Origin of the sequence: Lysinibacillus capsici (assembly GCF_003367505.1) — a bacterium.
GTDB lineage: Bacteria > Bacillota > Bacilli > Bacillales_A > Planococcaceae > Lysinibacillus > Lysinibacillus capsici.
This window is the reverse complement of record NZ_PXXX01000011.1, coordinates 76,001-95,785: the sequence shown is the minus strand read 5'-3', so window position 1 is coordinate 95,785 and position 19,785 is coordinate 76,001. Positions and strand designations below refer to the sequence as shown.

General features: G+C 40.0%; 20 protein-coding genes. 6 read left to right on the top strand and 14 right to left on the bottom strand.

Features of this window, described 5'->3' with window-relative positions; translation table 11 throughout:
* Positions 1-286: 286 nt before the first annotated feature.
* The 5 genes from C7B89_RS09610 to C7B89_RS09590 form a co-directional block, all read right to left on the bottom strand.
* Positions 287-457 (bottom strand): hypothetical protein, encoded by a 171-nt coding sequence (locus tag C7B89_RS09610; protein WP_048392829.1) that lies wholly within the window; start codon positions 455-457, stop codon positions 287-289.
* Between the two features lie 214 nt (positions 458-671).
* Positions 672-821 carry a hypothetical protein gene (locus C7B89_RS09605; protein ID WP_004230023.1) on the bottom strand — a complete coding sequence of 50 codons (150 nt, stop codon included), beginning with the start codon at positions 819-821 and terminating at the stop codon, positions 672-674.
* Between the two features lie 161 nt (positions 822-982).
* Positions 983-1,477: a DinB family protein gene (locus C7B89_RS09600; protein ID WP_048392831.1), complete on the bottom strand. Its 495-nt coding sequence runs from the start codon at positions 1,475-1,477 to the stop codon at positions 983-985.
* Between the two features lie 57 nt (positions 1,478-1,534).
* Positions 1,535-2,497, bottom strand: a complete 963-nt coding sequence (locus C7B89_RS09595; RefSeq protein ID WP_115673585.1) for a tyrosine recombinase XerC — start codon at positions 2,495-2,497, stop codon at positions 1,535-1,537.
* Positions 2,498-2,808: 311 nt separating this feature from the next.
* Complete coding sequence (locus tag C7B89_RS09590; protein ID WP_103118120.1) at positions 2,809-3,222, bottom strand: hypothetical protein; 414 nt, start codon at positions 3,220-3,222, stop codon at positions 2,809-2,811.
* Between the two features lie 76 nt (positions 3,223-3,298).
* Between C7B89_RS09590 and C7B89_RS09585 the strand changes: the two genes are divergently transcribed.
* The 3 genes from C7B89_RS09585 to C7B89_RS09575 all read left to right on the top strand — a co-directional run bounded on the left by C7B89_RS09585 (position 3,299) and on the right by C7B89_RS09575 (position 6,624).
* Positions 3,299-4,789 carry a circularly permuted type 2 ATP-grasp protein gene (locus tag C7B89_RS09585; protein ID WP_115673584.1) on the top strand — a complete coding sequence of 497 codons (1,491 nt, stop codon included), beginning with the start codon at positions 3,299-3,301 and terminating at the stop codon, positions 4,787-4,789.
* A complete protein-coding gene (locus tag C7B89_RS09580) occupies positions 4,743-5,708 on the top strand; it encodes an alpha-E domain-containing protein (RefSeq protein ID WP_115673583.1) in 966 nt (321 codons plus the stop codon). Before C7B89_RS09585 ends, C7B89_RS09580 begins: the two co-directional genes overlap by 47 nt.
* 61 nt (positions 5,709-5,769) lie before the next feature.
* A complete protein-coding gene (locus tag C7B89_RS09575; protein WP_048392841.1) occupies positions 5,770-6,624 on the top strand; it encodes a transglutaminase family protein in 855 nt (284 codons plus the stop codon).
* Positions 6,625-6,667: 43 nt separating this feature from the next.
* Here C7B89_RS09575 and C7B89_RS09570 read toward each other — a convergent pair whose 3' ends face one another.
* A complete protein-coding gene (locus tag C7B89_RS09570; protein WP_115673582.1) occupies positions 6,668-7,543 on the bottom strand; it encodes a tyrosine-type recombinase/integrase in 876 nt (291 codons plus the stop codon).
* 367 nt (positions 7,544-7,910) lie between these two features.
* On the opposite strand from C7B89_RS09570, the gene C7B89_RS09565 reads away from it, so the two are divergent.
* Positions 7,911-8,705, top strand: coding sequence for an enoyl-CoA hydratase/isomerase family protein (locus C7B89_RS09565; protein WP_115673581.1), 795 nt, complete (start codon positions 7,911-7,913; stop codon positions 8,703-8,705).
* Between the two features lie 46 nt (positions 8,706-8,751).
* Here C7B89_RS09565 and C7B89_RS09560 read toward each other — a convergent pair whose 3' ends face one another.
* Positions 8,752-9,567: an ATP-binding protein gene (locus tag C7B89_RS09560; RefSeq protein ID WP_103118118.1), complete on the bottom strand. Its 816-nt coding sequence runs from the start codon at positions 9,565-9,567 to the stop codon at positions 8,752-8,754.
* Between the two features lie 14 nt (positions 9,568-9,581).
* Positions 9,582-10,463, bottom strand: a complete 882-nt coding sequence (locus C7B89_RS09555) for an aminoglycoside 6-adenylyltransferase (RefSeq protein ID WP_066036780.1) — start codon at positions 10,461-10,463, stop codon at positions 9,582-9,584.
* Between the two features lie 232 nt (positions 10,464-10,695).
* Here C7B89_RS09555 and C7B89_RS09550 point away from each other — a divergent pair, with 232 nt between their 5' ends.
* Positions 10,696-11,871, top strand: a complete 1,176-nt coding sequence (locus C7B89_RS09550; protein WP_016992684.1) for an aminotransferase class I/II-fold pyridoxal phosphate-dependent enzyme — start codon at positions 10,696-10,698, stop codon at positions 11,869-11,871.
* Between the two features lie 55 nt (positions 11,872-11,926).
* On the opposite strand, the gene C7B89_RS09545 is transcribed toward C7B89_RS09550, so the two are convergent.
* The 3 genes from C7B89_RS09545 to C7B89_RS09535 all read right to left on the bottom strand — a co-directional run bounded on the left by C7B89_RS09545 (position 11,927) and on the right by C7B89_RS09535 (position 14,608).
* Positions 11,927-12,292, bottom strand: coding sequence for a cupin domain-containing protein (locus C7B89_RS09545; RefSeq protein WP_048392856.1), 366 nt, complete (start codon positions 12,290-12,292; stop codon positions 11,927-11,929).
* A gap of 101 nt (positions 12,293-12,393) precedes the next feature.
* Complete coding sequence (locus C7B89_RS09540) at positions 12,394-13,593, bottom strand: AI-2E family transporter (protein WP_048392857.1); 1,200 nt, start codon at positions 13,591-13,593, stop codon at positions 12,394-12,396.
* Positions 13,594-13,657: 64 nt separating this feature from the next.
* Entirely contained in the window at positions 13,658-14,608 is a 951-nt protein-coding gene (locus tag C7B89_RS09535; RefSeq protein ID WP_115673580.1) for an LCP family protein, read from the bottom strand.
* Between the two features lie 174 nt (positions 14,609-14,782).
* Between C7B89_RS09535 and msrA the strand changes: the two genes are divergently transcribed.
* Complete coding sequence (gene msrA / locus C7B89_RS09530; protein WP_081011039.1) at positions 14,783-15,304, top strand: peptide-methionine (S)-S-oxide reductase MsrA; 522 nt, start codon at positions 14,783-14,785, stop codon at positions 15,302-15,304.
* A gap of 61 nt (positions 15,305-15,365) precedes the next feature.
* Here the strand turns inward: msrA and recQ are convergent, their stop codons facing one another.
* The 3 genes from recQ to C7B89_RS09515 all read right to left on the bottom strand — a co-directional run bounded on the left by recQ (position 15,366) and on the right by C7B89_RS09515 (position 19,679).
* Positions 15,366-17,138, bottom strand: coding sequence for a DNA helicase RecQ (recQ, locus tag C7B89_RS09525; protein WP_115673579.1), 1,773 nt, complete (start codon positions 17,136-17,138; stop codon positions 15,366-15,368).
* Positions 17,139-17,145: 7 nt separating this feature from the next.
* Positions 17,146-18,249, bottom strand: coding sequence for a TcaA NTF2-like domain-containing protein (locus tag C7B89_RS09520; RefSeq protein ID WP_196333054.1), 1,104 nt, complete (start codon positions 18,247-18,249; stop codon positions 17,146-17,148).
* A 254-nt stretch (positions 18,250-18,503) separates the two neighbouring features.
* Entirely contained in the window at positions 18,504-19,679 is a 1,176-nt protein-coding gene (locus C7B89_RS09515) for an MFS transporter (RefSeq protein WP_115673578.1), read from the bottom strand.
* Positions 19,680-19,785 lie beyond the last annotated feature (106 nt).

Here is a 19,785-nt window from a genome sequence, read left to right as displayed (position 1 = left end):
TAGTCTTAGAAAAGCAGTTAATTCAACCCAAATCTCAAAAACATTCAAAGCTGCATTTGATAGTTTTTAATAAAATAGACAAAAATTAGTGGATATAACCTCCTTGTAATTGTCTAAATATATTGTTATTCAATACTTTTGAACTATATTAAATAGTTTGTTTAGGCTATTTATCTTTTTAATACAAAATATAAAAGTTTTATATAATATGTTTGAATGTCTTGTAAAATTTTTGTTAAAGTAAAATGCCTTACTGTCCCACATAGGAAGTAAGGCATTTTAAATGTTAAGAGACCTCATATTCTATTGAACCCCCTATCGATTTCGCCTGCATGTTGTAGGCATCTAATTGCTCTTGGGATAAACTTGAAATGTAATAGTGAAAATTAATAGGCTCTAGCCCATGCTCCTCACATACTTGACGATAAAATTCATAACCTTCTCGATAATCTGTCATCCTCATAACTTCCTTTCACATTCCCTATTTTACGTCTGGTTTTTTGTTATATAACAGAAATATTATTTGTTTAAAAATATATAACAGTCTACTATACTTGTCAATGAATTATCTGAAATTTCTTGCTGAAATCACGAAAGCCCAGACCATTTTATTTAGTATGGCTGGGCTTTTCATAAAATATTCACGGCGGCTTCCGTCATAATCACTCCTTTTAAATTCCTAATTGTTTTGCTTGCATATTGTAAGCCGAAAGTTGTTGCTGTGATAATTGTAATACATAGTAACGGAAAGAAATTGGCTCCAATCCATAGCGCTCACACATTTCACAATAAAATTCATAACCATCACGATACTTTGACATTTAAATTTCCTCCTCTAACTAAATCTGTTTTATAACAGTTGTTATTATTTTTATTTAATATATAACAGATTATGTAGCACGTCAAGAGATTATAACAGAAAAATTGAATAACAATAAAAGGAATTTAGCTCGTCTCCTGTGCCAAATTCCTTTCATATATGTTATTCTCTAACGATTTCTTGTAATTGCTTGATATGACGCTGCTCGTGCATATAGACCATTTCAATCCATTGGTCGAGTGGTAATTCTCCTAAGGCTGGGTGCTTCACAGCGCGCTTAGTTAATGCTTCAGGTTCCTCGATTGTTTGCAAAAAGGCGAGGAGGTTCTTTCTTGTTGTAGCTAGTAAATCCAGCATCGCTTGAACAGTGAAAGGCTCTTCTGCTGGCTCTACTATAGGCGGTGCTTGGAACTTTCTTGTTCGATCTAAGATGAGCTGAACATTTTTTCGAGCGGGTGTTGACTGTTCCTCTGCCTTTAATCCCCATGTAATGGCTTTCTTTGTTGCTTCCTCTACTAATACGAGATGATGACAGATTTGTGCCACACTCCAGCTTTGTGCATCTGGTTTCTTATTAAAGGTTGTATCGTCCAATAAGTGAATTTCCTGAAGCAATTGTGTTCTTGTGGTATCGAGATGTTCTTTGACGTTTGACATCCTTGGCTCCCCTTTCATTAGGTCTTCTACTATATATTCGATATGGAGAGGGGAAAATCATCTTTCCCGAACAATATTAAATGGATTATTCTCTAACACATGCTGTAGCTGCTCATCTTCAATATGTGTATAAATTTGCGTGGTTGCGACGCTAGAATGCCCTAAAATGTGCTGCAAACTACGGATATCTGCCCCTGTTTTATACATCATCGTTGCGGATGTATGGCGTAGCTTGTGTGGTGTAAGTCGTTCTTTTTGAAGACCTGACTGCTGATTAATACGTTTAACAATTTTGGCAACGGTTTGTCTTGTGAAGCGTGTTCCCTTTTGTGACACAAAAAGTGGCTCCTCGCCTTCGCCTTTATAGGGTGTCTTCCCACTGTTTTCATAGTCAGCAAGTGCCTGCATACAGCTATCATTTAAATAGACGGTGCGCTCTTTGTTGCCCTTCCCAATTACCGTTAAATAACGTCCTTGAATGGATGTCTTATTAAGCTGACATAGCTCGGTGACACGTATTCCTAAATTTAAGAAAAACATCATCATGCAATAATTTCTCGGGGATGCCTGATTGCTTTTAATCCCATCTATAAATTGTGTAGCTTCTTGTAGGTTCATATAAATGGGTCTTTTTCTGCCTATCTTTGGTGTCTCTAATTCATCTGCAGGATTTTCCTCGATAAGTCGACGTTTGCCTTTTAAATATTTAAAAAAGGATTTTAATGTGGCCACTTTTCGTGCTCGGGCAGCAGCAGAATTACCTCGCTGTACTTCGCAATATTCCATGAATAAATAAAGATCCTCTAATGTCATTTCGCGTATTTCTTCTATTGTAATAGTGCCAATATCAATGGTGGATAAATTCTCTATATCCAAATCCTCCTGGACAGCTTTGTGGAAGCGGAAAAATAAGGTCAGATCATATTCATATTCTTTTCTTGTGCGCTGAGACTTTCCTTTGATGGTTGTTAAATAGACAAGAAAATCCTTCATAAATTTTGGTTGTTTTGTTTTTTGCATGCTCATCACCTCTATTTGCTCTATTTTACCATGAAAAAACGTTCCCAAATATAAATTTGGGAACTTTATTAAAAAAAATGCCCTTTTTCGTACGTTAGAACAAATGTTCTGTTCGAAGGTAATAAAAAAAACCCTTTTTAAAAAGAGGATTTTTGTTACAACTATTTTGTGACAGTTATAGGATTTTAGGCATAAAGTTCTCGGTAAATGAATATTAAAATCTAGTAGACTTTATTTGCTGTGTGAGACGCTTCGAAAAAACAATAGATGGGTAACTGTCCATGTCGATTCGTCTCACAACGCGCATGGGATTATTTTACAAAAACTGAATAATTCCCATCCTCTTGTTTTGTTAGTGACCAGTTTGTCGATAACATTTGCTGAAGTCTTGTGACTGTTTCCTCATCACACGTTAAATGCTGGATACCCGTTTCTAATAGTTGGTAATCCTTCCCTTCTTCTAATTGAAAGCGTAGCTGCAATAAACGTTGGATGCCTGGTAATGTTACATACTTGATTCGATAATGGCCATGGTATGCATTTAAGAACTGTTGTTCCCCTTCCTGATATAGAGCCATTGTCTCGCTAAATTCATAGTTTGGCACTTGTTCTTGCCAAGCTGATACATCCCCCGAACGCAAAGCTCGTAAAATTTCCTCGTCTGATAAATTTAATTTGGATAGTTTATCTAATTCATACGCTTGCATTAAATTAATGATGGTCATGGTTGTTAGCTCCTTTTATGTATTTATTCACAGTGTAACATGTTTTCACTACTACTTGAATTCGGAGGCGATCCATATGATGAATTTATATGATTCTAGTCTGTTTTTCGATGAAATGTTTGATGGCAATAAGCCAAAGCCTCATTATCGATCTTTTCATCATAAGCTAACCTTTTTTTCGCGGGAGCAACTTGAAGAAAAATACCGACAAGCGCAGGCGAGCTTTCTCAGACAAGGGATTACTTTTACGATATATGGTGCACAAGATGGAACAGAACGTACCATGCCTTTTGATTGTGTCCCAATCATTATTCCTCAAACCAAATGGGCCATGATTGAAGCAGGTGTCAAGCAGCGCGTGGAGGCACTCAACAAATTTTTACAGGATGTTTATGGACAGCAAAAGATCTTTCAGGACGGTCTTATTCCGAGGCAGCTTGTTGAAAATAATCCTTATTTCAAACCAACCATGAGAGGACTTCAAGTACCAATTGCGAATCATATATTTTTAGCAGGGATTGATTTAATTCGGGATGAAAAAGGTGATTATCATGTACTCGAAGATAATTTACGCAACCCTTCCGGCATTTCCTATGTCTTTGAAAATCGGGATGTGATGAAGGAAGTATACCCTGAATTTTTCTCCAAGCATACGATTCGACCTCTTGATAAACAAATGGCTTATATGAAAAAAGCACTTCTTGCCCATCGTCCACCTTCCATGCAAGCAGAAAGAGAGCCTAAAGCTGTACTTCTGACAGCAGGCATGTACAATTCTGCTTATTACGATCATGTTTTTTTAGCCCAGCATTTAAACATCCAGCTCGTCGAGGGCCGTGATTTAGTTGTACAGGATTTGAAGGTCTATATGAAAACCATTTATGGCCTACAGCAAATCGATATTATTTATCGGCGGATTGATGATGACTTTCTAGATCCTACTGTCTTTCGTGAGGATTCTTTATTAGGTGTTCCACATTTAATGGCTGCTTATCAAGCAGGTCATGTATCCATCCTGAATGCTGTTGGGAATGGAGTGGCAGATGATAAAGCAATGTATGCCTATGTGCCTGAGATGATTCGCTATTATTTACAGGAAGAACCTATTCTACCGAATGTGAAAACCTATCATCTAGGAGATGACAGTCAGCGTGAATGGGTGCTAGAGCATATACACGAGCTCGTTATTAAAAATGTAGGAGCCTCTGGCGGCTATGACATGTTAATTGGTCCACATGCGAGTAAGGAAGAGATTGCTTTATTTAAGCAAAAAATTGTTGAACAGCCCTATCAATACATTGCCCAACCAACGATTAAATTGTCCAGAGCACCTGCCTTCCAGAATGGGCGATTTTATCCTTGCCATGTTGATTTACGTGTCTATGTCATGAAAGGTGAGGAATGCTATGTGTTGCCTGGTGGTTTATCCAGAGTGGCACTACAAGAAGGGTCTCTTGTGGTGAATTCCTCTCAAGGGGGCGGTGCAAAGGATACGTGGATTTTAAAGGAGGAATTGCAGCATGCTAAGTCGAGTAGCCGACGCGTTGTACTGGATGGCACGTTATAGTGAACGTACACAGACAAATGCACATATATTACAGGTACAGCTGTTGAATATGTTGGAGCAATCTGGGCAAGAACATGATTATATTGATCATTGGGAGGCTGTTTTAAATATTTGTGCCTCTAAGGAGGAGTATTTAGCAAATTACACAACGATTCGTGTTAACCCTTTGATTGATTATCTTCTGTTTTCTGAGAAAAACGGCAATGCCCTTCATGCCACATTGCGTGCTATTCGGGAAAATGCACGAGTTACACGTGATAGTATGCCAACGGAACTTTGGGAAATTCAAAATTCCTTTTATTTAACAAAGCAACAGTCCATACTAAAAAGAGAACGACCGATTCCACTCATTGCCCTTCAAGATTTTTTACAGGATGTACGAAAGACTTTATGGATGGAGACAGGGTTAATTGAGGGCTCGATGGATCGCGATCTTCCCTTCTATTTTATGCAGGTCGGCAAATGGCTTGAACGAGCAGAAAAAACCATTCGGATGATCGTGATAATCGTAGAACAACAGCAGCGAACAGGTACGTCACTGTTAGAGGATGATGGTACCTTTTTATTGGATCTTTCCGCAGCTAGAGAATCTTTCATGCGGAAGCATCGCCAGACCAATTTACTAACGGTCATTCGGTATTTAGTCCAAGATGCGCATTTCCCATGTTCTGTGATGTTCTGTGTAAAGAAAATAGAAGAAGCCATAACGGCTATTGAACATGATTCTTTATCCCCACGATTTTTAACGCTTCAGTCGGATATTAGTAGCCTGGTTCTTGCAATCCATCATATCGATTTTTGGCAAATGACTATTGAGGAAACCCTAAAAATGATGGAGGAAAGATTGTCTCAATGTATGGCTTTTAGTGATGCCTTTTCGACAATCTATCATTTATATGAACCCAGCGTACAACCTTGAAAGGAATTCACCACAGCTCCCTTTCAACAGGCAAGTCAGTAAGCAGAAGGAAGCGGACACGATGAAATTTGAAATTCAGCATACAAATATTTTTCAATATGAGTCTGAAGTCGATCAAAGCTTGAATACTATTCGTTTAAAGCCGCGTAGCGATGAGCGTCAGCGATTATTATCTTATCGAATTGCCATAACGCCATCCTCCCTAACCCGTGAGCATACGGATATTTGGGGCAATACTGTTGGTTCCTTTTATATACCAGAGCAACATCAAATACTAGAAATTCATACATCTTCAATTGTAAGTATTCAGCGTGCACCATTTATTCATCGTATTCAATATTCGCCAGAAATGCAGACCATCTTTCACTCACAGCTATTCTATGAGCATTATTTACCGTATTTAAAAGCAACACATTTTACATTTATGACAGAGCAGCAGCTAGAGGAAGTTTATCATGCGATCGGTCATGCTGAAAATCCTGTGCTCTTTTCGCTTAATTTAATGCAGTATTTATATTCTAGCTTTGAGTATGACCCGACAGCGACCAATGTAACTACAATAGCAAGTGAGGCATTTGCATTAAAACGGGGTGTTTGTCAGGATTTCACCCATGTCATGCTTGCTGTTTTACGGGCGAAAGGAATACCAGCTCGCTATGTCAGTGGCTATCTATATGTCGATGAAAACTCAGCCCTCATCGGAGATATCGCTACACATGCCTGGGTAGAAGTCATGATTCCAGGTATTGGCTGGATCGGTCTTGATCCCACAAATAATGTGGAAGTATTAGAAAACCATATTATTTTATGTATTGGACGCGATTATAGTGACATTAGCCCTGTGGAAGGGGTATATACAGGAGGCAAGCATGATTTAACAGTCAAAGTAAATGTCAAAGCATTGAATCATTTATAAAAGGCGTGCAGTAATGGTGATAAATCGCGATTACTGCACGCTTTTATTCTAGGCGCTGCTGTCTTTCTGTTAGCACCCATTTCCGTACATAGCCCATTTCTTGTTGAATGTGCTCCAGCGTTTTTGCCTGTTGAAACGCCCGTTGCATCACAGTATAACGCAAGTCAGTGGCTCTTACATTCTTCCCTATATCTTGTGACATCGTTTGAAAAATGCGTTCAACTGTTTTCGTAGTAATCGGCTTCGCTAAACTTGCCTCGCTTACCCAAACCCATTCCCCTACCTCTTGCTCATGTAAATTGGTCGTCTCTTTTTTATACTGTGCAAGCATGTCCATGAGGATCGGTGAACACTTTATTTCTCGACGTCCATTTCGGTTGGCTATAAAAAGAGTCGCTTTTTCTTCATTAAAGTGTGTCCATTTCATGCGAACGAGCTCGGCAGGCTTACAACCTGTTTCCATCAACACTTGAACGATACAGCCATTGCGTCTTGCCAGCCATGCATGTTCCTTTGTCTTAGCATATTGAAAATAAGTGGGCCATACGTTTGCAATTTGCATGATCTGCTTATTTGTCAGTGCTTGCAGTGCTTCTTTTTGTCTTTTTTTCGGCTGTAAAAGATGCTGATAATCAAAAGGCTCCATCCATTCTCGTAAAAAAATAAAGTCAATAAAGCCTCGTAATGTCGCTATTTTATGGTTAAAAGTATTGATATTACTGTAGGTTTCCTTTAAATAGTCACAGTAGAGCTGTAATAAATTTTTCAATTGATGATCTACATACAAGTAGTTTTGCTTATGGGCGAAAGTTAAAAATTGCTGTCCGTCCATATTGTATTGTTTTTTTGTAGCAGCACTTTTTTTCAAAGATTGTAGCAATAAATAGTAGCTATTCCATGCATCTCTGAGTGTAATCAAATCGTCCCTCCTTGTCTACTTTGCGTGAGTTATTTATATTTTACTATATTTTGGGTGCGTAGGTTCAACTGCATTTTATCATATTGTAATGTCGGATAATCTGTATTTCTATAACAGGAACCCGCTTCTACCATTCAAATGCCCTTTACGTAATGAAGAAACATATGTTCCTAAAGTAGTTTCTCATAATTTTTGCTTTCTTACAATAGTAAATTCCGCTCCCCTGTTGTAGTACAATAAATGCTTACTATTCCCTACATTCTTGTATAACAATGCAATTTTATGTGAAAATTCGTATCATTTCGTGTTTATGGTTAATTGTGTTATATAATAAAGATAGACACTAACATGTAGGAGGCTTTCCGATATGCAAGTAAAAACGACTCGACTGGAAGCAGAAGATGCGAAAATTATTTATCAAGAAACAGCTGGACTAGCGATTATTACGATTCATCGACCACAAGCAAAAAATGCATTAACCGCAAACATGTGGGATCAATTAGCCAAAATTGCCCTACAAGTATTAGATAATCCGAAAAATAAAGTACTAATTTTACGAGGCTCTGGCCAAAACTTTACAGCGGGCTCCGATATTAAAGAGTTCAATGCCATTTCTCTTGAACAAGCTGAAGAAGCCTTTGTACATATGGAAAAAACCATTTCTACCATTGAGCGCCTCCCGATTCCAACGATTGGCGTCATCAATGGGCCTGCGATGGGCGCTGGCTTGGAATTAGCCTTAGCCTGCGATATCCGCATTGGCTCTGAAAAGGCCAAGCTCGGCATTCCTGTCGGTAAATTAGGAATCACCTTAAATAACAAATTTGCACAGCGTTTAGTTCAGCTTGTTGGCCCTGCCACAACCAAGGATTTAGTCTTTACAGGACGAATGTTTAAAGCAGAGGAAGCCTTCAAGCTTGGAATGCTTAACTACCTAGTAGCTGAAAAAGATTTAAATAAATACATGATTCGAATGGGTAAGCTGGTTGCAGGAATGTCGCCTGAATCCTTACTTGCCGTGAAGCAATCTGTTCAAGAATGTCTCGATAGTGCGCCGACCTTATGGCAAGGCTCTTCACCATTTGTAGGCAGTGATTTCGCAGAGGGTTGTAGTGCCTTTGTGGAAAAACGCCAGCCACAGTTCACTCGCCAGCCTAAATAAAAAACAGGTACTCTTAACGCCAACGTGCGAGCGGAGTACCTGTTTTTTACGCTTTTTTCTTTTGCAAAGCCGTTTTTACATGTACATGAATAGCATCTAATTCATAGCCAAAATGTAGATAAAAATCTTGTTGCACAGCTTGTTGTAATTCCACTAAACGCGCTGCTAATGGATAATCGATCGGCAGCTTTACTTGAATAGTGAGGATAGCTTGAACCTGATCCCCTAGCACAAATTGTGCTTGCTCGACCTTTTGTACAATTGCCTGTTGGCTACAGCAGTATGTCAGTAGCTGTACATAAACATGCTTGCTGATTTCTATATATTCCCGCTGAAAATCAGGACGTACAATCGTCGTTTCCCCGATTTTTTCTCGTTTCGAAGAAAAAATCTCCATGCCCTTTTGCACCAATCGTTTAAAGAAATTTTGCTCCACTTGTCTATATGGAATCGGCATAACATGCTTGCCCTGTGTTTGACGGATAAAGCGTGCTTTTTGAATTTCTTTCAATGAACGGACATCTTCTACATTATAATAGTGTTCAATCGGACCCAGCTCTAGCTGCTTGGCAATACTATTCGTCATTTTAGTCGATGTACCTATCAGTAAAATAGATTGTACCTGATGATGAGCTAGCGCCTTTTGGACAGCCTCACGATGAGCTGGATCTGTAAAAATGGCACGTCGTACAGCAGTAATTGTATTCTTTTCGAATTTAGCAGAAAGACCTGCCACTCTGACGCCATTCACAATGAGTAATCCATCATCAACAATGGCCTCCACCCCTAATTTATGGGCAAAGGCCAGCGCACTTGTACTTTTGCCTGTGCCGCTTGGTCCACTTAATGAATAAACCTTCAATGCCCTCTTCCCCCTTACAAAATCGTTTTCGCATCTGGTGGTAATGTACGTACATGCTTCAAATAGGCTGACATACGAGCATCATCCTCGTGAGGGTACGAGAACTGGAAGTGATGGGCAACCTCCTTTGCGATGCTTCGAAAGAGTGTACATGCCGCAAACAGGGCATTCCACATGTTAGCATAATCAGCGTCGGCATAGGTTTTTACGTACAATGCCCAATAATTAGCTGGCACATAGTTTTTTAAATACTTTCCCATTTTGCCTGTAGATATCTGAAAATGATGATGCTGACCAATCCACCAATTAAGCATTTGATGTAAGGACTGCCTTGTCGTTTCCTCAAACATTTGCTTGGCATATGGGAGTTCGTCTCGCCAAATGCCCTTGGCTATATTTTGTAAGCACCACCAAAAATCATTGGTACAGCTGGCAAATTGCCCCACAGTCGGTGGACTAATATGATAGCCACAATCTGAAGATGGAGAGATAGATGGCAAAAGCTGATCCTTATCGAGTAAAGGGACTGTCAGCTTGTCTTGTCCATATTCATCCAGCATAGCTTGTGTCGATAATAAGCGAAGGTCAATGCGATGCCCATCCTTTAATAACATTAAATATGTATAGCTATAAGAAAAGTCTTTGTCCAAGCCAAGCCCCTTATCCAATCGATCAGGCTCCTGCACCATCAGCTGCTCACCAAATACTTGAATCCATTTATCATCTTGTAAGAAAGAGGCTATATCTGTTACGACATACACAACATCAAAATCCTGAAACATATCCCTTGGTACATTCGGATTTGCTCTTGAGCCATTTAGGTAAACAGCACGAATTCTAGTGTCCTGTTGTGCAGTGGCTAGGATTAAATCATACATTTCTTGCTCTGTTCTCATAAGACTCACCCCACCTGAAAAGCTTTATACTCAGTATAATACACTTTCCTCTTTGAAGGAATTTATAGTAGCATCTCCCAATGGCAGAAAATCTTTTTTCGCTAGTCTATGCACACATCCTCTCCATTATATAAATATTTTCTTTTTTCAGAATATCTGTCCCTTTCTGCGCTTCAGTATGATAAAATGTGAACTACTATTCTGTTATACAACTACAAGGAGTGTACTAGTTTTGAAAATCGTACCATCTAAAAAAATGTCATTATTTACACCAGCAATTTTCGGAGATTTGAAAAATTTTGCTCGAGAGCAGCAAGCAAAGGGTATGACCTTAATTGACTTAAGCTTAGGCAGCCCTGATCTTCCTCCACATGCCAAAATACGTGAGCATCTTTCCTATCGTGCAGGTTTAGCCGAGTCTTATGGCTATACACTGACTGGCACACAGCGTTTTTATGACGCGGTGAGTCGCTACTATAAGCGTCGTAGTAATGTGGATCTAGATCCCGCGACAGAAATTATTCAAACAATTGGTTCGCAAGAAGGCTTAGTGCATTTACCAATTGCCTTTTGTGATCCAGGAGACATCGTCTTATCCACAAACCCAGCTTATGTAGCGTATGACGCAGGGATTCACTTAGCTGGCGCAACACCTTATTACATGCCTCAAACAGCCGACAACGATTATTTACCTGATTTAGACGCTGTACCAGAAGAAATTGCACAGAAAGCAAAGTTATTGATTTTAAACTTACCAGGAAATCCTGTACCAGCGATGCCGTCATTAGCATACTTTGAAAAAGTCATCGCCTTTGCTAAAAAGTATAATATCATCGTCCTCCATGATGCTGCCTATTCAGAGTTCTATTTTACGGGAGATGGCCCTATTAGCTTCCTAGCTGCACCAGGAGCAAAAGAGGTCGGTATGGAGATTAACTCCCTCTCTAAAAGCTTTAGCCTTGCTGGAACGCGTATTGCCTATATCGCAGGAAATGCAGAAATGATCGCTGTTATTAAGCAATTAAAATCAAATTTAGATTTCGGTATTTTCGAGCCTATTCAGGATGCGGCTGTCGTAGCACTGGATAACGCAGAGGAAATTACGGAAAGCTTACGTGCCACTTTCTCAGAGCGCCATAAAACGCTGATGAATGGCTTACAAGCTTTAGGCTGGGAAGCCGCACCCTCTGATGGTGGAATGTTCGTATGGGCTAAATATCCCTATGCTATCGATTGCACAGAATTAGCCTTTCAATTGATTGAACAAGTAGGCGTTGTCACAGTTCCAGGAACCGTATTTGGTACAGCAGGACAAGGCTATTTACGTTTAGCATTAGTTCAACCAAAGGAACTTCTGCAAGAAGCCGTGGATCGCTTAGCAAAAGTACAATTATTAGCAAAGCAATAATTAGTCAATGTAAAAACCCTTCTAACATTTTGTTGGAAGGGTTTTTCTATGATGGTTAAATCCACACATCATTTTCAGCGGTAAGCTCTGATTGCTCCTCACCTGTATTCACGACACCCATTGGCTCTACAAGGAGAATTTTACACTCCGAAGCTGCAAAGGGTTTATGTTCCACATTGCGTGGGACAACAAACATCTCTCCTGCACGCAAGCTTACCTGGCCATCTCGGAATTCGATGATTAATTGCCCCTCAAGGACGATAAATACCTCATCCGTATCCTCATGCTTATGCCAAACAAAATCCCCCTGAACTTTGACGAGTTTGAATTGATAATCATTCATTTCAGCAATGACCTTTGGAGACCAATGCTCTTGAAATTTAGCCAGTTTCTCTTGAAAATTAATCGGTATGTATGCCATTTCCTTTTCCCCCTTGCTTTGACTCTACTACTAGAATAGCATAATGCCGTTTTCTACAGCAAAAACCAGCTACTGCGTTGCTAGCAGTAGCTGGTCGTTTATTAGATATCATATTTTTGATGAACGTCATCTTCGTAGCGATTATAGCGCTGCTTAAAGAGCTTGAATAAATGCGTGACAAGTACCTTAAAGATTGCATAGCCCGGAATCCCTAAAATAACGCCTGGGACACCAAATAACGAGCCTGCCGTTAATAGTACAAAGATAATCGTAATCGGGTGAATACTGAGTGATTTACCCATAATTTGCGGTGAAATGAACTTTCCTTCGATTAACTGAACAATTGTCCATACAATTGCCAGCTTAATGAGCATCAATGGTGATGTAACAAGAGCGATAATTACTGCTGGTGTGATCGCAATAACGGGTCCTAAATAGGGCACCACACTTGTAATCATGGCAAGGAAGCCGAGCAATAAAGCATACTTCATGCCAATAATTAAGAAGCCAATCGTTACCATTGCCCCAATACACATGGATACTAAAATCTGTCCCTGTATGTACGAACTAATTTGCTTGTCCATGTCATGGAAAATGTCAGTTACCTCTTTACGCATACGTGGTGGGCACACTTTCAGCATAAATTTCGGTAATTTTTCGCCCTCTTTTAGTAAATAAAACAGGATGAATGGCACCGTTACAAGTGATAGCACAATACCTGTTAACGTTGAAAGGAAGCCGGTAATACCAGATGCCACACCCTGTGCTACATTGGTCGCCATATCCTTCACTGTTTTTACCATATCCGTTGTGAAGTTATTCAAAACTTCATCAAAATTAAAACTAATTTTATCTAAGTACTCATTAAAACGTGAATGATTTAGGAATTCTACAATGTTTTGTGTAAATGCCATGAAGTACTCTGGGAATTCCTGTGCTAAATTCGTGAACTGATCGCGTAAAAACGGATAGACTAGCACAACAAGTAACGTAATGACACCAATGACCGCAATATAGAGGATTAAAATACCCCATATTCTTGGAATGCGCCATCGTACTAGAATCGCCAGCAGTGGGCGTAATAAATAGTAACCAATGACGGCTAGTACCCCTGGTAAAATGACTACTTCAAATAAAACTTGTAGCGGGGTAAAGATAAAGGAAACTTGATTAAACATAAAAATAACACATGCCACCAGTAATAAAATTACCAGTGTAAATAATAGGTTTCTACCACCTAAAAAACGAATAAACTTGGTTGCTAACAGGCTTGAACGCTCTTTTGGTCTCTCTTTTTCCATATATCCACCCCAATCCAAATGCTCTCCCTTTATATTACAGGATAATGCTGGTTTTTGCGAAACATCACTCTAGTGAAATACCTAAAAAATTACTTAAAAAGGCTTTGTTTTGCTCCACATCGATGACAATAGAATCGCCCGCATGGCTAAAGTTTTGGAATTGATAGCTACCCTCGATAGGGATGGTTGCTTTCTCAATGTTTACCTTGCCCTTTGATAGCAATTTAAGTACTTGCTGCATTTCCTCAGTAGATGAATAATCTGTTGTGATATAGCCCTGTGCCGCACCAACAAATTTTGGTAAATGCAACATATTCGTAGGCGTTAATAACTCTGTTTTTAATGCCTCAATCACTTTTTGCTGACGTGCAACACGCCCAAAATCTCCTTCTGCATCATGACGGAAACGCGCATAACCTAGTAACTCCTGTCCATTTAAACGATGAACACCTTGCTTTAACTCTACCCCAATATTTTCAGACATGTCCTTTTCAACATCCATTTCCACACCATTTGGCGCTAAAATATCCACTAAGGATTCAAAGTTTTTAAAATCAATTAGTGCATAGTGATGAATCGGTAGGCCAAACATATTTGTCAATGTATCCTTTAATAGCTGAACACCGTCTAGGTAGTAAGCTGTATTAAGCTTATAGGATTGATAGCCTGGAATATCCGCGTAAATATCGCGCATAAAGGATACGAGTTTAATGTCGTTGTTTGCTTTATTCCAGGATAATACCATCATTGTATCAGTCCGTGATTTTTCCTCTCCACGTGTATCGACCCCTAAAATCAAATAGTTTTCGATATCCCCTTTGATGCTATCACCCGTAAAATCTTCCTGTGCAACTTTGGTGTCGTTGGCTAGCTCAAGCCCGCTGCGATATTGCATGACCGAATAGCCGACAATCACAATGATACACAATAGTAATAGTGTAAAAAATGCTCTCCCTTTACGTAATCGACGCTTTTTAGGACGTTGGGAGCGTCTCGTATAATCTTGCTCTTCCATAACAACTAACTCCTCTATTTTGATATAGTTAATGTAACGATTGATTAGCTAGAAAGTTTCATTATAAAAAGGATCTATTCCATGTTTTTCTATCTAAACGTTATTTTACACCCATTTGCACAGTTTGGCGTAAAACAATGCTATAATATTTTCACAAAAGAAAGGATGATTCAAATGATAGAAAAAGCGACATTTGCTGGCGGCTGTTTTTGGTGTATGGTCAAGCCATTTGTCGAGTGGGACGGTATACATAAAGTCACTTCAGGCTATATGGGTGGCCACTTAGAAAACCCAACCTATGAAGATGTCAAAAAAGGAACGTCAGGTCATTTAGAAGTAGTCGAAATCGAATTCGACCCTGCTATTTTTAGTTATGAGCAGCTCCTTGATATTTATTGGATGCAAATTGACCCGACGGATGCGTATGGACAGTTCCATGACCGTGGTGAATCCTATACTACAGCAATCTTTACCTATACAGATGAGCAAAAGCAAATCGCAGAGGCATCGAAAGAAAAGCTTGCCAATAGCGGACGCTTTGATAAACCTATTGTAACCAAAATTCGCGATGCTGAACGCTTTTATCCAGCAGAGGATTATCACCAGGATTATTATAAAAAAGAGACAGCACACTATCAGCAAGACCGTGCCGTTTCTGGGCGTGATACGTTCATTGCAAAGCATTGGGAAAAATAATATAAAAGAGGTGTCTCCAGCTTGTGGGACACCTCTCTTTTATACAATAGCAACAAATTTATTAAACAGAGGCTTCTAAAAACGATTGTAGTGCGTCAAAGAAGCGTTGACCATACTTCTCATATTTTACTTCGCCTATACCACTCACCTGTCGTAAATCCTCCAGTACAGTTGGTCTCTTATCACATAATTCACGTAACGTTTTATCAGAAAATACAACAAATGGTGGGACCTTTTCTTCGTCGGCAATCTCTTTGCGTAATACCCGTAAGTGTTCAAATAATGGATCATTATCCACCAGCTTCTTCACTGTGACAGCTTCCTTACGCATGACCTGTCGATTGCCAAGCAGCACTTCCTTGCCTTCAGCAGATACATAAATTGTAGGGAATGTACCGTGCTTCACGGCCAGCAAGCCCTCTGCAATTAAAAATTCGATAAAGTTGGAGACATCCTTTGAGGTGTATTGTCCTTTTAAAATGCCATAGGTCGATAAACGGGCAAAGCCAAATTCAGCGATCTTTTGATTTTTAGAGCCAATTAGCACCTGTGCCACCATGGTCTTCCCGAATTTTTGTCCCATACGCACAACACAGGCCAGCACCTTTTGCGCATCCTCTGTCACATCTGTCACTGCTCGCCCGTCAATACAGTTACTACAACGCCCACATGGCTCCTCCTCAACTTCTCCAAAATACGCTAAAATCGCATTCTGTAGGCAGCCCTCAGTATGGCAATAATCGACCATTGTTTGTAGTTTAGCTAGCTCCTGTGTAATACGAGCCTCATCCTGTGACTGTTCGATAAGAAAACGCTGTGTTTGAACGTCCCCTGAAGCATACAATAAAATACAAGCACTTGGCAGGCCATCTCGGCCAGCACGGCCCGCTTCCTGGTAATAGCTCTCCATATTACGAGGCATTTGATAATGCAACACAAAGCGCACATTACTTTTATCAATACCCATACCAAAAGCATTCGTTGCCACCATGATACGTGCCTCATCTTTTAAAAACCGCTCCTGCTCAGCCATTCTTAAATTCTCTGATAAACCTGCATGATATTTCGCAACGTCTTCACCAGAGCGACTCAGCACATCATAAATGGCATCCACAGCTTTTCGAGTAGCTGCATAAATGATGCCCACTTCCTGTTTATTTTGTTGTACATAATTTTTTACATAGCGTTCTTTATTTTCACCAATTAACACCGAAAGTGCCAAATTCTCACGTGAAAAGCCTGTCATGACCGTTGCCTGCTCATCAATCGCTAACAATTGACGAATATCATCACAAACCGTTGGCGTTGCAGTAGCTGTCAGCGCTAAAACAGTGGGTTTTTGGGGCCATAGCGTAAAAAGCTTGTGGATCGAACGATAGCTTGGTCTAAAATCATGCCCCCATTGCGATATACAATGAGCCTCGTCAATCGCAAGTAATGGGACAGATAAATACGACAATGCTTGAAGAAACGTAGTACTTTCCAGTCGTTCAGGTGCAATATAGAGGAGCTTTAAATAACCCGCACTAGCAAGCTGCATGGTTTCATCCACTTCCTGTGCCGTCAGCGTACTATTAATATAGGCTGCTGGAATATTTGCTGTACGTAAAGCCTCCACCTGATCTTGCATCAGTGAAATCAGTGGCGAAATCACGATGGTTAACCCCTCAAGCATTAGCGCTGGAATTTGATAGCAAATAGATTTCCCTCCACCTGTTGGCATGACACAAAGACTTGACTGCCCTCGTAATGTTTGTTCAATAATCTGGGCTTGTCCTTGGCGAAAGGTATCATAGCCAAAATGATGCTGTAGCATTTGTCTAGCTTGCTCCATGCAAAATTCACTCCTTGTTTGTGAGACCAAGTAGCTTGTACTCGCCCTGTTCATTTTTTTCTAACTCATACAACATGTTGGAGTAGGCAAGTGCCTCTTGTCCAGCAGCATTCGTCAGGATATATTCCGTTTTAGCCTGTACGATAAGACGCTGTCCCTCTACACGAATTGCCTGAATATCCGTGTCTGAGAAATGAATTTTGGCTTGCTTGGAAGCATAATAGGCAACCATACTAGCCAAGGTTTCCTGTATAGCCTCTGTCCCGACAATCGGTTTCAAAACACTTGCATCCTGGGTTGTCACAGCCCCCTTTAAATACTTGTGAAACATATCTAAAAATAGCATAATTTCATCGGTATTATACGCAAATATATTTTCTCCATATTGTTCGATTGCTTGCTGTACAGCTTCTTTATCCCCTTGTTCAATATAGGGGTATAAGTTTTTCGATTGGGAAAGTCGTACACTGGCTGTCATGCCCTCCTCAATCCATTCATCGATGGATGCTTGGAATTCCTTTATAGGCAATATGTATGGCTGCGATGCTCCTTGCTGTTGTCGATTAACATATAACCCGACAATGGCTCCGTTTTCAGCCTCCATGACAGGGCTTCCTAGTGGTATCGATTGTTCCGCTTTTATATAATAAGCCGCTACTTTATCTTGGTATTTTTGAATTGTATGGGGTAAGCCATTCACATAAACAGCCAGTTGATTTAGCTCACCTTCATATAAATTAGGCACTTGCACATCCGCTTTATAGGTTACTCGTAGCAGGGCCATATTATAGGCTGTTGACATGACATGAATAGTCGCTGCTACCAGCTTGTCCTGACCAAATTGAACGAGGGCAGTTGGTTTGGAAGCCACTAGTGCGCCATTCGTTAAAATATACAGTTGATCATCCTGCTGCCTGATAATAATGCCTGCTCCAACACCATACTCTCCAATCACTTTGACCTCTGGGACAATTTTTTCCTGTTGCTTCGTCACAGCTCCCTCTGTTTCCACCTCTGCCTTTTTATTTTGAAACCATCCTGTCCCTATTTGACTGTCACAGCCTGCTACCAGAAAAGCTGCCGCTCCTAAAATGAGCACTTTTTTATACATACCTTCACCAAAACTTTCTATTCTACATTCTCTCTTCTCTATCATAATCAAGGACTAGTAATGTTTCAAGTTTACATAATATTATTATTGGAAAATTAATATTAGAAAAATGCAGCAACTTCCCTAAAGTCATTTCTTTCTACCCATTAATATTGATGGAAGACAAAATTTGCTGTGAGGATGGAAGGATATTATACCCTCAAAATAATTTTCACATAAAAAGACATGTGCAACCTCACACATGTCTCTTACAATCATTTTTTTCTTAATAGTCCTGTCGTTACTAGAATGCCGAGCATTAATAATACAAAGATCAGATACGTCCATGTATGGTTGCCCGTTAGGTCATAGCAAATGCCTATTAGAATGGGGATAATGGCACTTACCATAAAGCCACCTGCCAGCACCATAGATGACCAACTAGTGGCCTCCTGATCATTTTTGGCTTCATCAAGAGGCAGCAATAGTCCGATTGGAAATAGCCCGCTTAGCACAATGCCAATTAATAAAACAGCCAGCCATAGGTAAATACCCGCTGTCAGCCATAGTAGCATAAATCCAATCACGCCGACAAAGCTAAACACTAGTAGCCAGGCCATTCGACTTGGCCATTTTTCCATGAGAATTGGTACCGCCATATTCCCTATCATTTGTACAATAGACATAATTGTTAGCATAGCACTGGATGCCTCTAATGACAGGCCTTTATCCTGCAATAGCGGTGTAAGCCATGACATGATTGAGAAAAAGAGTGATGTTTGTAAACCAAAGTACAGTAAAATTACCCAGGCACGTCTAGATGTCCACGGATTACGGACTTCTTCTGACGTAGTTACTTGTTGGAGCTGCTCGTTGTGTTCGGATGGAATTGCCGCTAGCCAGATAACGAGAGCAACTATAGCAAGGATTGACCACATACCAAGGGCGATTGTCCAGCTATTACTAAAACTCTGATAAAAAGTCACGGTTAAGGCTGCACTTAAAGTTGCCCCTACGCCTATACCGAATGAATAGATACCGACTATTGTCGTAAAGCGTTCTGGAAACTTTTTCTTAATATAAGCATTTAGGATAGGACCAATCATTGCAATCGCTAAGCCTGCCGCAAAGCTTGTCACGATGAGCAAGAGATAGCTTGCTTGGAAAAAGCGTAGCCCATTCGCGACGACAAGGATGGCCACTAAAAGGGTGATAGCTGATTTCGTGCCCATTTTTCGCTGAAGCGGGACAGCCAAAGGTGCGAATAATCCCATACAAAAAACGGGGATAGCTGTGAGAAAGCTCATGCTTGTATTCGAGACTTGTAAGGATGTCATGAGGACATTAAAAAGCGGTCCTATTCCCGTGACAGCTGGCCTCATATTAAGAGCGACAAAAAATATACTAATGACCACGAAGGTGAGTGATAATGTCCAATGTTTTTTAGCCAATTGTTTGATCCCCTCTGTTATTACGCAGCCTTCATTTATGAAAAGCTTGCATGGATTCCTCTATCCTTTTATCATGTTTTCGATGGTTGGTCAATGATTGGACAGT

Coding starts and splice junctions, on each gene's coding strand:
- C7B89_RS09600 (WP_048392831.1), bottom strand. CDS start 1,477: ATGTCAAACGTCAAAGAACATCTCGATACCACAAGAACACAATTGCTT.
- C7B89_RS09605 (WP_004230023.1), bottom strand. CDS start 821: ATGTCAAAGTATCGTGATGGTTATGAATTTTATTGTGAAATGTGTGAG.
- C7B89_RS09565 (WP_115673581.1), top strand. CDS start 7,911: ATGCAAGTAAAAACGACTCGACTGGAAGCAGAAGATGCGAAAATTATT.
- C7B89_RS09535 (WP_115673580.1), bottom strand. CDS start 14,608: ATGGAAGAGCAAGATTATACGAGACGCTCCCAACGTCCTAAAAAGCGT.
- C7B89_RS09575 (WP_048392841.1), top strand. CDS start 5,770: ATGAAATTTGAAATTCAGCATACAAATATTTTTCAATATGAGTCTGAA.
- C7B89_RS09595 (WP_115673585.1), bottom strand. CDS start 2,497: ATGCAAAAAACAAAACAACCAAAATTTATGAAGGATTTTCTTGTCTAT.
- C7B89_RS09520 (WP_196333054.1), bottom strand. CDS start 18,249: ATGTATAAAAAAGTGCTCATTTTAGGAGCGGCAGCTTTTCTGGTAGCA.
- C7B89_RS09585 (WP_115673584.1), top strand. CDS start 3,299: ATGATGAATTTATATGATTCTAGTCTGTTTTTCGATGAAATGTTTGAT.
- C7B89_RS09545 (WP_048392856.1), bottom strand. CDS start 12,292: ATGGCATACATACCGATTAATTTTCAAGAGAAACTGGCTAAATTTCAA.
- C7B89_RS09590 (WP_103118120.1), bottom strand. CDS start 3,222: ATGACCATCATTAATTTAATGCAAGCGTATGAATTAGATAAACTATCC.
- C7B89_RS09610 (WP_048392829.1), bottom strand. CDS start 457: ATGACAGATTATCGAGAAGGTTATGAATTTTATCGTCAAGTATGTGAG.
- recQ (WP_115673579.1), bottom strand. CDS start 17,138: ATGGAGCAAGCTAGACAAATGCTACAGCATCATTTTGGCTATGATACC.
- C7B89_RS09580 (WP_115673583.1), top strand. CDS start 4,743: ATGCTAAGTCGAGTAGCCGACGCGTTGTACTGGATGGCACGTTATAGT.
- msrA (WP_081011039.1), top strand. CDS start 14,783: ATGATAGAAAAAGCGACATTTGCTGGCGGCTGTTTTTGGTGTATGGTC.
- C7B89_RS09540 (WP_048392857.1), bottom strand. CDS start 13,593: ATGGAAAAAGAGAGACCAAAAGAGCGTTCAAGCCTGTTAGCAACCAAG.
- C7B89_RS09555 (WP_066036780.1), bottom strand. CDS start 10,463: ATGAGAACAGAGCAAGAAATGTATGATTTAATCCTAGCCACTGCACAA.